The organism is Pseudoalteromonas sp. NH0006-46 (genome assembly GCF_057547735.1).
Genome location: NZ_BAAJML010000010.1, coordinates 115,445 through 128,447, shown reverse-complemented (window position 1 = coordinate 128,447; position 13,003 = coordinate 115,445). Strand labels below are relative to the sequence as shown.

General features: G+C 38.9%; 10 protein-coding genes. 3 read left to right on the top strand and 7 right to left on the bottom strand.

Annotated elements, in window-relative coordinates:
• Window positions 1-7: 7 nt before the first annotated feature.
• Window positions 8-481, bottom strand: coding sequence for a Dps family protein (locus AC27I2_RS16955; RefSeq protein WP_058552762.1), 474 nt, complete (start codon window positions 479-481; stop codon window positions 8-10).
• A gap of 313 nt (window positions 482-794) precedes the next feature.
• Between AC27I2_RS16955 and AC27I2_RS16950 the strand changes: the two genes are divergently transcribed.
• Complete coding sequence (locus tag AC27I2_RS16950) at window positions 795-1,004, top strand: hypothetical protein (protein ID WP_058404710.1); 210 nt, start codon at window positions 795-797, stop codon at window positions 1,002-1,004.
• Here AC27I2_RS16950 and AC27I2_RS16945 read toward each other — a convergent pair.
• Window positions 1,001-1,606: a PGAP1-like alpha/beta domain-containing protein gene (locus AC27I2_RS16945; RefSeq protein ID WP_058404709.1), complete on the bottom strand. Its 606-nt coding sequence runs from the start codon at window positions 1,604-1,606 to the stop codon at window positions 1,001-1,003. The two genes, AC27I2_RS16950 and AC27I2_RS16945, sit on opposite strands and share 4 nt — an antisense overlap.
• A 22-nt stretch (window positions 1,607-1,628) precedes the next feature.
• The gene (locus AC27I2_RS16940) at window positions 1,629-2,165 is read right to left on the bottom strand and encodes a YaeQ family protein (RefSeq protein ID WP_058404720.1); all 537 of its coding nucleotides are present in this window, start codon (window positions 2,163-2,165) and stop codon (window positions 1,629-1,631) included.
• 91 nt (window positions 2,166-2,256) lie between these two features.
• On the opposite strand from AC27I2_RS16940, the gene ylqF reads away from it, so the two are divergent.
• Window positions 2,257-3,201 carry a ribosome biogenesis GTPase YlqF gene (gene ylqF, locus AC27I2_RS16935; protein ID WP_058404708.1) on the top strand — a complete coding sequence of 315 codons (945 nt, stop codon included), beginning with the start codon at window positions 2,257-2,259 and terminating at the stop codon, window positions 3,199-3,201.
• Window positions 3,202-3,370: 169 nt separating this feature from the next.
• Here the strand turns inward: ylqF and AC27I2_RS16930 are convergent, their stop codons facing one another.
• Window positions 3,371-3,496 (bottom strand): hypothetical protein, encoded by a 126-nt coding sequence (locus AC27I2_RS16930; RefSeq protein WP_487204949.1) that lies wholly within the window; start codon window positions 3,494-3,496, stop codon window positions 3,371-3,373.
• 66 nt (window positions 3,497-3,562) lie between these two features.
• The gene (locus AC27I2_RS16925) at window positions 3,563-6,541 is read right to left on the bottom strand and encodes a DUF3857 domain-containing transglutaminase family protein (protein WP_487204948.1); all 2,979 of its coding nucleotides are present in this window, start codon (window positions 6,539-6,541) and stop codon (window positions 3,563-3,565) included.
• Window positions 6,542-7,045: 504 nt separating this feature from the next.
• On the opposite strand from AC27I2_RS16925, the gene fusA reads away from it, so the two are divergent.
• Window positions 7,046-9,130, top strand: a complete 2,085-nt coding sequence (gene fusA / locus AC27I2_RS16920; RefSeq protein WP_058404706.1) for an elongation factor G — start codon at window positions 7,046-7,048, stop codon at window positions 9,128-9,130.
• A 152-nt stretch (window positions 9,131-9,282) separates the two neighbouring features.
• On the opposite strand, the gene mdoH is transcribed toward fusA, so the two are convergent.
• Together mdoH and AC27I2_RS16910 are read right to left on the bottom strand one after the other, a co-directional pair.
• Complete coding sequence (gene mdoH / locus AC27I2_RS16915) at window positions 9,283-11,244, bottom strand: glucans biosynthesis glucosyltransferase MdoH (RefSeq protein WP_487204947.1); 1,962 nt, start codon at window positions 11,242-11,244, stop codon at window positions 9,283-9,285.
• A complete protein-coding gene (locus AC27I2_RS16910) occupies window positions 11,216-12,835 on the bottom strand; it encodes a glucan biosynthesis protein G (RefSeq protein WP_487204946.1) in 1,620 nt (539 codons plus the stop codon). The genes mdoH and AC27I2_RS16910 overlap by 29 nt, the downstream gene beginning before the upstream one ends.
• Between the last annotated feature and the right edge of the window lie 168 nt (window positions 12,836-13,003).

Sequence of the window (13,003 nt, the reverse complement as noted above, 5' to 3'; positions counted from 1 at the left end):
GTTTAGCCTAATCCAAATAAGCTTTTAGCATCCACACTAGCTTCTCTTGTTCAGAGATGTAGTCGCCCATTAATGATGCTGTACCTTCATCGCCTGCATCACCCGCTTGGTTTAAAATCTCACGTTGCTTTTTAATTAATGTACTGTAGCCCGCTAATATGTTTTCTACGGCAGTAACTCCATCACTTATGCCTTTTGCTTCTTTAATTTCACTGACTTCAAGGTAATCTGAAAATGCATGTAATGGCGCGCCATCGAGCGTTAAAATACGCTCTGCAATTTCGTCTACTTTTAAAAGTAACAGATTATAAATTTCTTCAAACTTAACGTGTAATTCAAAAAAGTTACGGCCTTTAATGTTCCAATGAAAACCACGAGCATTCATATACTGTATTTGGTAGCTGCTCAGCAGAGTATTAAGTGATTTTACAATATCGTCGCTTTTTTCGCTGTTTAAACCAATTGCATTTACTTGTGACATAACTTGCTCCTTAAAAAACCGATTGTTTGTTAACCTGAGTAAAGTATTACTTTTTAAGTTAGATTAGTAAAACTGTTTATATCTATATAGTTGATAGTTAAAACCTATTGCACGACTGGTGAAAACGTTTCTGTTCAATATATATAGATATGGGGTGTAATTATTAAAACTCACCAGTTTGTTGCGTAAAATATGATCTAAAACAAGCTTAGAAGGTGTTATTAAAATTGTTATTTTATTTTTTGATTTAGGTCAAAAATCACTCTTTTTTAAAGCGCATAATAATGATGTTGGATTTATTAGGAGAGTGAACATGCACGAAAAAACAGGCAAACAAAATAAAGCAGAGTTAATAGTAGTATGCATTGCGCTGGTGGCATTTGTGCTCGGTTTGGTAGCTCATTTAGCGGGTGCAAGTATTGCTAACTCAAACGTATTTGGTTATATAGCTGCGCCAATTCCGTTGGTACTTGGAGTTATAGTTTTACTAAGTTATAAAATAGCTGAGGCAGCAGAAGATTAACTGCCTTCGCCTAAGCATTTTAAAATATAATCGACCACTTCACGCGAGTAAATCATACTGGTATGGCTTAAGTGAAAGACTTTGTGTTCAGCCATACCTTTGAGTTTAGTTTCGTCAAGAAGAACGGTACCGTCTGACTTGCTGCCTTTTACAATGAGAGGCATTAAGCCGATTGGGAGGTCGCCGGCAATACTATAAAGCTTAGCTTTAAATGGCCAGTTTCCATTTTGCGTGAGTAAAAACTCAACGCTATTTTTTAAAAAAGCCTCAAATCCTTTTTGCTTCATTTTTTGTGCGATGTGACTGCCTTGATGGGGGGTACCAAGCGTTACTACTTTTGTAACGAATTGGCTGGCGCCTGAGTTAGCTTCTAAGTAAGCTCTAGCTACTAATCCGCCCATAGAGTGGCATACTAAAGCTGTTGGTTCATTGCCAATAAACTCATCTATTTGTGTAAAAATAGCATCACGATTTGGGTCAAGCGTATTGTATGTAAGGTTTAACACGTTAACGCCTGAGCTCTCTAATCTAGAGCAAAGGGGGCGCATAACAAAGCCAGACATATACAAGCCATGTAAAACAATAACGTGTTTAACTTTCATATAACCCCTAAAGCAAATGCAATTACATTAATTGCTGTGGTTTTATCTCAATATTCGTATTATCAGTGTTCACCCATACCTCACCATCTTGAATGGTGACTGTAAGCTGTATGTTGCGATCAACTAGGGCTGCAAGTGCTTGTGTTGCTACATAGTCTAAACTAAAAATACTTAAATTTTTAAATTCGTACAATTTTGGTTGGTGTTTTTGCCACCATATTGCTTGGTTGTTCTCACCATAGGTATAAAGCACAACCTTTTTAGATTTATTACAGGCTTTTTTTAAGCGCTTTTCGTCTGGTAAACCCAGTTCAATCCACAGCTCTATTTCTTCGCTGTAATTAACGTGCCAAAGCTCTGGTTCGTCATCAGCGCTCAAGCCTTTTGTGAACTCTAAACCATCACAATAGTTAAGTGCAAACGCGAGAAGGCGGATCATTAACCGCTGGTCAGTTTCCGATGGGTGCTGAGCCAAAGTTAAATTTGTATCTTGATAAACATGGCGATCCATATCGCTAAGCGATAATTGTGCCTTCATAATGGTTGATTTAAGAGCCATAACAACTAATCTAAAAATATTTTCGCCAGTATAGCGCAATTAAATGAATTGCCAGTTAAAATAGCGCTTAAATATACGTTAGGAGTTAAAAATGGCTATCCAGTGGTTCCCTGGGCACATGAATAAAGCCCGAAATGAAATTAAAGAAATAATGCCACAAATGGATGTGATCATTGAAGTGCTTGATGCACGCATTCCTTATAGTAGCGAAAACCCAATGGTGACAACCTTACGCGAAGGCAAACCAGTCATCAAAATATTAAATAAGGCTGATTTAGCCGATCCTAAAATGACTCAAGTGTGGAAAGATTATTTTGAGCAAGAAAGTGGTGTTAAAGCGATTGCTTTTGGCCATGATAAGGCCGCTGAAGTACACCGTATTAATGAGCTTTGTAAAAAGTTAGTGCCGCATAAGGTGGGCGCCGACAAACAAATTAAAGCCATGATAATGGGTATCCCAAACGTGGGTAAATCTACATTAATTAATGTATTAGCAGGTCGTATAGTGGCCAAAACAGGCAATGAACCTGCGGTTACTAAGGCGCAGCAACGTATTAAACTTGAAGACGGTATTATGCTGTACGATACGCCAGGTATGCTTTGGCCAAAAGTAGAGAATGAAAACTCAGGCTATCGTTTAGGTGCAACGGGTGCAATACGCGACACTGCACTTGAATACGAAGAGGTGGCAAGTTACACCGCTGAGTATTTATTGCATGCTTATCCTGATCTTTTAAAAACGCGTTATAAATTAGATGAATTGCCAGAAAACGATTGGGAATTTGTGGAAATGGCGGGTAAAAAGCGCGGCTGTATTCGTGGTGGTAACCAAATAGACACGTATAAAATGTCTGAAATACTTATTAACGAACTTCGTGATGGCATTATTGGTCGTATTACCATGGAAACACCAGCGATGCGTGAAGAAGAAGAAATAATGGTTGCTGGGTTACGCGCCGCCGCTGAAGCGAAAAAAGCAGCTAAAGAAGAAGAGAAAAAACAACGCCGAGCACGTGCACGTAAAAATCGTCGTTAATTTTAAGGCTGAAAGCACTAAATTACAGACATAAAAAAAGCCCGTAAGGGCTTTTTTAGTTTCATATCTACCGTCACCGATATGAGCAATGTAGCAAGTAAAATAGTAGAGCGGTTACTTATCATCAACATCAAGGGGCGTTGCGGTTAATAACAAGTAACCATAGCTGTTAACGTGCGCCACACGTTGTTTCAGGGTCGAGAAACAAATTATTCATTCCGTTACAAGGCAGTGTTTCGTCTTGTTGATAGTGATTATCAATTAGATTTGCATGGCTGTCAATACTCAAATGCAAATAATTATCATTATCTTGATGTGTGTTTTTTATTCTCTTAAAAATCGGTATGTTAGCGTTAAATAACTATTCTTTTTTATTTTCACTTAAGCGTAAATTTATTTTATCTACGAGCACTTCATCGAGCTTATTAAACCTGCTAACAATAAGTAAAAAGTCACTTCCATCTGTTTTTATTACTTTAATAGTGGTGTTATCAAGCTCAGTTTTTCCGTATGAGGTTTCTATTTTATCAATGTCATTAAAATGACTCAGCTCTGATTCAAGCTGTCCATCATCGTTTTTGTAGTAACTAAAAATATAATTTTTGGTGATGCCATTACCATCATTGCGGTAATCAAATATTGCATCACTATAAAAATATAGGATCGTTTCGTTCTCGGGTGTTAAGCGATGCCGTTTTAAAAAGTGAGTTTGATAGGCCCATAATTTTTCTCCTTTTATTATAGCGCTATTAGGTAAAATATTAGCTTCTTGAAGCACACCAAATAGTAATATTGGCGCAAGCGCCAGAGATATAAAATATTGTCTGACTCGCCAGTAAGAGTTGTAGTGCAGCGCTTTTTGGTTGGTGTTTGCATGCTCTATGTAACTCACTAATGGAAGCCATAGAAAAGGCATAACCAGCAATGCGATAGTGGCGTACTCTTCCATGCGGTAAACCAATGTGGTTGCAAGTATTAATAAAAATGAAATAGCAGCGCCCCAGCTAGGGATTAGTTTACTTTTATTTGACTGCAATTCACTGTGTTGTTTCAGTGCTTGATAAAGCGGGTAATACCATAAAATGGCGAAAATACCGCGGGCAATAGGCATTATGTTGGCATTGTTTTGTTGCTTTATAGCTTTGAAGTTACGGTAGCACCAATAATTAATATAAATACCTAAGCTTAAAATGCTGTAAATAATAAATTTACTGACCGATACCGCGTAAAATGGGCTATTTTCAAAAGTAGGGCGCTTGGCGGATTCGAGTCGCCAATCTGCAAAGAAGAAAATAAGCAATAAAAGGTAACCGGCGAGTGCATATTTAAGCCAGTTACCTCCTAAGTTATTGAGTATGTCGGCCGTTGTTTGAGGTATTTCAGATTTGTCGGCGTACTTTAAAATTGAGTAGTGTGTGGCTGAAATAAGCTTGTTTCGTTGCGCTAGATAATCGTTTATGTTGTCAGCAGGAATATGGTCTTGTTTTGCATAAAAGTGATAGCTTAGCGTTAAAACATTATCAGTAAAATTAACGGATGTTTTTAAGTAAAAGTAATCGTTATCAATTTCGTCTTGGGCATTATCAAACGCCCAGTTTTTTTCTGTAAAATGAAGCTTTATGCGGGTATCAATTATGTTGGGGTATTCAAAGTAAAATGGGTCTGTGCGATCAGTTTGTTTTGGCTCGTAAACACTGTTTTGTATTTCAGAAGCGTAAAAGTCAGCTTCATATCCGTCACTGGTTTCTTCCCAAAACTGGCCAATAAGGTACGACTCCCTAGTAATAAACTGGCCTGTTTGTTGGTCTTCACTTACGTCCATGGGTTTGTCAGTTTTGAGTTCATTAAAAAAATCTTGGTAGTACTCAAAGTATGACTTTGCAACGCTGTCTAGCCCGTTGCGCGCTAAATTACTTCTGCGATTAATAGCTTGAAACTCGGCATAAGAATATTCGGTGGTAAAATGGACAGGCTCTTTTACAGTATTAGGGATATAAAATTGATCGTTTACTATTACTTTTTTATGCACAGGCGTTTGTGCCATGGAGGTTAAGGTACTTTCGCCATTTTTTATAATAAGGGCATAACCGTAATCAGGTTGTGCTAAATAGGCAAGTGTGCCTCGTTGATAACTAATAGTCGGATCTAACCAGTAGCGATTACCTTCGTGAGTAAGTGTAACAATAACGTGGTTAAAAACACTTGCGGTGGCCGGTAGGTCTATTAAGCGCTTTGTTTCTTCTGTGTCTACAAGGGCAGGATGCGCCTCTATTTTCATCGCTTTTAATAACGAAATAAGTAGGGCTGTTTTGTCTTTACAGTCGCCATATCGTAAAGATAGCGTTTCTGAAGCTCGTGTTGGCTGATGAGAATTAGTGCCCATTTCTAAGCCTAAATAGCGTATTTCGTCTTGGCTAAAGCGTAATGCTGCGGTAATTCTATCGGCTGTATTAGTATGCTGTGTCTGTATAGATTGTGCTACGGCGTTAATGCTATTAGGTGTTTCGATTGCCGATTTATATAGTGGTAATGCCCAATTAACAACCTCGTCCCAACGGCTATATTCAGAGAGGTAAACTTGCATGTACGGGTTGTACCATGTGGGTGTTTCAGAGTCTTGTGTGAGTAACGGTGCTTCAAACTCAGAAATAGAGTAGTCAGTACCGTATTGATTACTTGTTTGTTTTACTTCGGCATTGCCATTCATTGTTCTTATATTAAGAGGTGTTTGCTTACCCCATAAAACACGCATGTTTTGTTGCACTACAGGCACAGACCATCTAAGAGTGCGCCGAGTACTAAATTTATTGTCGTAGATAGGGTTGCTGCCGGTGACACTGTAGCTATAGTCGAGCATATCCCCGCTTCGCATATCGTCAACAATAATATTTAAAGACAGCCTACCGTTATAAATTTTATCAGCTAGGTCAGATTCGCTTTGGATAACCGACAACCTCGCAGTTGAAAGTTTATCGATGCGTTTGCCCTCTCTGAGAATAGAAAGTGTATGCAGGGTTAATTTTTCATAGCTTGGGTCAAAATCTAGGTTTAGTTGACTTATGTAGTCAACGCCACTTTGGTTAAGTGCTTGCATAACTAAGCGTGTGTAACGTTGTTGCTTTTGACGTTCGGGGACATAGGTTTGGTTGTCGAGTAATAGGTAGAGTGTGCCATCTCGCACTTTTGTCATATCACTTATTTGGGGTTGTTTTACGTAATGTAGGGTGACCCAATCACCAGGTACATCTATTTTATATTGCGTAGCATAAGCAGGTACATTAATCAGAAAAGAACTACATATTAGCAGCCAATAAATAAAGTATAGAAATATCCGTTTCATTGTTAATTCTTATTATTTTTTATTAAAGCTATACCACTTTGGGTTCATATAGTGGCCTATTTTTAATCGATATTACCATATTGAATGACATGTGAAGAGCTTTAGTATTGTATTATTTTTAAATGCTCGCTCTGCTTTGATTTTAATTAAATAAACCTTTCTTCAATGTGCTTGTGGGGGAATTTACGACTGTTTATTTATTCCTTAAAGGATGCAGTTACAGTAAAAATTATTAAAAATAACAATATGCTCGATGTATATAAGGCCTTTTAAGTTACCATTACAAAATTAAAAAGCATTATTTAAAATGCAGTGTTTATGAAATAAAGCCTAACGTTTTTATTGGTTTATATAATAAACAGCGTGTTGTACCGTTAATATATTCTCTTTGCAAAAAAAATATAGTGAATTGATTGCATTTTAAGCGACTTCTATGGTGATGTTCGCTTTAAGTAATGCTATACTCCCGCCGAATAATTTATCGACTTTATTAAGAGTAAAATAATGGCAGATTTATCGAAGTACAGAAACATTGGTATTTTCGCGCACGTTGATGCGGGTAAAACCACTACTACTGAGCGTATCCTGAAGCTTACAGGTACTATCCACAAAACAGGTGAGGTTCATGATGGTGAATCTACTACCGATTTCATGGATCAAGAAGCTGAGCGCGGTATTACTATCCAGTCTGCGGCAGTAAGCTGTTTCTGGAAAGATCACCGTTTCAACGTTATCGATACTCCTGGACACGTTGACTTCACAGTTGAAGTTTACCGTTCACTTAAAGTATTAGATGGCGGTGTTGGTGTTTTCTGTGGTTCTGGTGGTGTTGAGCCACAATCAGAAACTAACTGGCGCTACGCGAACGAATCAGAAGTTGCACGTATTATTTTCGTAAATAAATTAGACCGTATGGGTGCTGATTTTTACCGTGTAACTGAGCAAGTACGTAAAGTACTTGGTGCAGTACCATTAATCATGACTTTACCAATCGGTATTGAAGATGACTTTGTTGGTGTTGTAGACGTATTAGAGAAAAAAGCATACGTTTGGGATGACACTGGTCTTCCAGAAAACTACTCAATCGAAGACGTTCCAGCTGACATGGTTGACAAAGTTGAAGAATACCATGAAATGCTTATCGAAACTGCTGTTGAGCAAGACGATGACCTAATGGAAGCGTACATGGAAGGTGAAGTACCTTCTGTTGAAGATATCAAACGTTGTATCCGTAAAGGTACTCGTGACCTTGCATTCTTCCCTACGTTCTGTGGTTCAGCGTTCAAAAACAAAGGTGTTCAATTAGTACTTGACGCTGTTGTTGATTACTTACCGGCTCCAACTGAAGTTGATCCTCAACCTCTTATGGACGAAGAAGGTAACGAAAACGGCGAGTTCGCAATTGTATCTGCAGACGAACCTTTCAAAGCGCTAGCATTCAAAATCATGGATGACCGTTTTGGTGCATTAACATTCGTACGTATATACTCTGGTAAGCTTAACAAGGGTGACACTATCCTTAATGCGTTTACTGGTAAAACAGAGCGTGTTGGCCGTATGGTTGAGATGCAAGCGGACGAGCGTAAAGAGCTTACTTCAGCACAAGCGGGCGATATCATCGCTATCGTTGGTATGAAGAACGTGCAAACTGGTCACACTCTTTGTGATCCTAAGCACCCAGTAACACTTGAGCCAATGGTATTCCCAACGCCAGTAATCTCGATTGCTGTACAGCCTAAAGATAAAGGCGGTAATGAGAAAATGGGTGTTGCTATCGGTAAAATGGTTGCAGAAGATCCATCTTTCCAAGTTGAGACTGATGAAGATTCAGGCGAAACTATCCTTAAAGGTATGGGTGAGCTTCACTTAGATATCAAAGTAGATATCCTTAAGCGTACTTACGGTGTAGATCTTATCGTTGGTCAACCACAGGTTGCTTACCGTGAAACTATCACTCGTGAAATCGAAGATAGCTACACGCACAAGAAACAATCTGGTGGTTCTGGTCAGTTCGGTAAAATTGATTACCGCATCAAGCCAGGCGAAGTGGGTTCAGGCTTCACGTTCACATCATCAGTTGTTGGTGGTAACGTACCTAAAGAATTCTGGCCTGCAGTTGAGAAAGGCTTTAAATCAATGATGCAAGAGGGTGTGCTAGCTGGCTTCCCAGTACTTGACGTTGAAGTAGAACTTTTCGACGGTGGCTTCCACGCCGTGGATTCATCTGCAATTGCATTCGAAATCGCTGCTAAAGGCGCTTTCCGTCAATCAATCCCTAAAGCGGGCGCACAGCTTCTTGAGCCAATCATGAAAGTTGACGTGTTCACGCCAGAGGATCACGTTGGTGACGTAATCGGTGACCTTAACCGTCGTCGTGGTATGCTAAGTGACCAAGAAGCTGGTTTAACAGGTGTTCGTATTAAAGCTGACGTACCATTATCAGAAATGTTTGGTTACATCGGTTCACTACGTACTATGACATCAGGCCGTGGTCAGTTCTCTATGGAGTTCTCACACTACGCACCATGTCCAGCTAACGTATCTGAAACAGTAATCGCTGCAGAAAAAGAGAAAAAAGCGGCTAAGTAATTAGTCTTTTAAACTCTAAAAAAACCCGCACATGTTGCGGGTTTTTTATTGGTTGAAAATTATTTCAAGTGACTTTTTTAATATATAGCTAGCGTTTATTTTAAGCAGAAAAAAAGGAGCTCTGAGTGCTCCTTTTTAGTGTTATAGAATGATTAAGTAAACTTTCTAATTAGCCTTGCTTTAAGGGTTTTGATTTTAAGCTTACGAACACGATGAAAGCGCTGTACTGGCATTGTTGTTAATTGCTCTGCGGGTAGTATTGGTAAAGTTTCAGGGTATTGTCCTTTACTTGGTACTAATATGCTTTTCAGGTGCCCCTTAAGTGCAGCTAGCGTTTTATCGTTATCGACTTCACTAGGGCATATAAATATACCTAGTTTTCTAAGTGCGATGCCAAACTCAATACTGCTAGAGTAACGAACAATAGGTGCTGCAAGTAGCAACCCTAATAAAATAGGGGACAACCACCAGAAAAATACAGGGGTAAAGTAATAAGCAATCCCGCCCCAAACAACTGCAACGACAGTTGAAAACAGTGTATAACCAAACGCTTCTTTCCACGACACCATTCGGCCTTCTCGCGGTTGAGCATCCCACGTTACTTTTTTACCTAAAAACACGCATATAACAAAGTAAGCATGAAAAACCATCATTAGTGGGGCCACTACAACGGCAAATAGAGTTTCAATGACTGAACCAGCTATGAGTTTAATTGACCCACCAAAACGCTTGTTTCTATGTATTAAGGTGACAATTAAACCCATTAACTTAGGCAGTAATAAAATAACAATGGTTAGGTAAAGTAATGAATCAATTAAATCTGTTTTTGCAATCTGCCAAGTAGGAAATAATTGATAAGCACGGTTAAAGTACACATCACTATTAAGTGCGCGGGTAACGGCATCGATAGTACTTAATGCGAGCATTGATAGCCAAATAAGCGACGATATATATGCTGTGGCACCAAGTAAAAAATGAAACTTACTCATAAGCTTTAATTTATTTGATGACAATAAACCAAGGTGTTGAATATTGCCTTGTACCCATCGTCTATCACGAATTGCGTAGTCTAATATATTGCTTGGAACCTCTTCATAGCTACCTTCAATTTCAGATAACAACAGGACATCCCAACCAGCTGAGTGGAGTAAAGAAGCTTCAACAAAGTCGTGGCTGAGAATTTCACCACCAAAAGGTGCATTTCCTTTTAACGTAGGTAAGCCACAACATTTTATAAAGGCATCGATTCTAATTATTGCGTTATGTCCCCAGTAATTAGCTTGATCGGTTTGCCAAAAAGCAGAGCCGGTAGCAAGCATTGGGCTGTAAAGCACTGATGCAAACTGTAAAAAACGGCCAAAAAAGGTATCTTGACGAACAGGAATAGGGATAGTTTGAATAAGGCCCGCTTGCGGATTATTGAGCATGCTAGTTGTGAGCTCAAGCATACACTTGCCAGTCATTATACTGTCTGCATCAAGTACAATCATATGATCGTATTTACTGCCCCAGCGCTCACAAAAATCCGTTAAGTTGCCTACTTTTCGATGTTTATTGTCTTCACGGCGACGGTAAAAAATATGTTTAGCGGTATCACCTAAGCGTTCACACAGTGCATGCCATGCACTGAGTTCATTGTTGGCTATTTGTGGGTCTTGTGTATCGCTTAGCAAATAAAAATCAAAGTGTTCAAGCTGTCCCGTTTCTTTAAGTGACGCTAGGCTTACTTCAAAACCAGCAATTACACGGTGTGTGTCTTCATTGTAAATAGGCATTACAACCGCTGTTTTTTGCTTAGCAATTGCTTGGGCGTGAATCGCGATTGGTTTTATGCGCTTTAAGGTAAGTGGATCGATACGAAATAGCTGTAATACAAACCCTATTGTACCGCTACAAAAGGCCGTCACTATCCATGCAAATGTAATTGAGAATAAAACAAGTAGTGCATACTCAAGTGGGGTCATGCCGTTAGAGTTAAGTATGTCGAACATGATTGATATGCCATAGCCTGATATGAATATAGCGGCAATTGCAAAAAGCCATATGCGAGCTGTTTTAAACGGCATAGGTGTTCCTTTGTTTTGCTTACTTGATGTCATTTGGATACCAAACATAGCTCCATACCTCACTAATTTCTTTATTACGTAGTTTTAACGATAAGCGCATATCAACCGGACTGTCATCTTGTGGTGCAATTTTAAAAGCAACACGCCAGCCGTATCCATCAGGCAACTTTTGAACGGATACATCGCTTACTTCACCTGTGGTAAGTTGAATATCGGCATCTAACTTAAGTTGCTCAGAGAGAACATCTAGAGCAGGGCCTGAAAAATCAACAGTGAATTGACGATGACTTTGTGGTGGCGGGTTTTCTTCACCCGGCAAGGCTGCACTGCCGATACGAGTACGAACTACATGTGCTTTTTCATGTTTGTTTAAACTGCTATTAAACGTACTCATTGTGTAACTAAGCTGTAATGAATCACCTGCTTTAAAGGGTTTTTCTGGTACCCAGTAGCTAACAATATTGTCGTTTGTTTCAGTATTAGTTGGAATTTCGACTAGCTCAACACGGCCATTACCCCATTCACCCAGAGGTTCAATCCACAAACTTGGGCGATCATGGTAATGCGCCTCTATGTCAAAGTAGTTATTAAAGTCACGGTCGCGTTGTGCAAGCCCAAAGCCTTTAGGGTTTTCATATGCAAATGACGTAACACTTAGTTGCGATGGGTTATTTAGTGGGCGCCATACCCATTTATCATCCTGTGATTGAGTTAACAAACCATCAGAATCATGCACCTCAGGGCGGTAATCATCAAAAAACTTAGTACTGTTTTCACCGTGGTAGAACATGCTGGTTAGCGGTGCTATGCCTAACTTTTTCACGTCTTTACGGGCAAATATTTGCATGTCTATTTTAACGGTTGTGTTGGTAGTGGGGTCAATATTAAATTTATAAGCACCAGATACTGATGGGCTATCAAGCAATGCAAAAAGTACAATATTAGTTTGCTCTGCTTTAGGTTTTACTAGCCAAAACTCTTTAAACATTGGGAACTCTTCGCCAGATGCGAGCGCTGTATCAATTGCTAAACCGCGTGCTGAAAGTCCATAAACTTGGTTTGGGCCGACTACACGAAAATAAGACGCTCCTTGAAACACCATAATTTCATCTTTATATTTATCAGTATTTAAAGGGTAGTGAAGTCTAAACCCTGCATGGCCAAGTTGTGTGTTGGTTGTGCTTTTAGTTAACTCATCCTTTAGTGGTGCGCTTGTCCCATCGTAATTATAAAAGTCAGTATTAAAAGGAAGCCTGCTGTGTGTTGAGTCGCTATCAACAGTATTGATTGTCACCGGTGTTTTGTACAAAAAGCCTGGATGAAATAGCTGTAATTCATACAAACCATCATCTTTCCAAACAGCTTGATCTTGCTTAAAACGAATGGAGCGGTAATCTTGATAATTAATGTTATTTAGTGAATCAAGTTCAATATTGTTAGGGGCCTTGTAGTCTTCACTGGCTAATTTTTTTGCACGTGCACTGATCACATCAAATAAACTACTTTGTGAAATAGAGGCTTTGGTGGTGCTTGCTAATGCTTGGTTACTAACTGCACATGTTGAAAGTGCAATAAATAAACCCAAAATCGATTTAGTATGAGACTGCCATCGTGTTGTTAATTTGATAAGTTGCTTCATTTTTTCTTCCTTTATGAAAACGGCTAGGTCACATTTAAAAGTGATTTTTTTACTTAATGGGTAAGCCTAAATTAATATTTGAATTTGATGTTAAGTACTGACTTTGAGGGGTTCGCAAAGTTGTATTCAATAAAAAATTAAATATGTTTTACCTAACACAAAAGATAT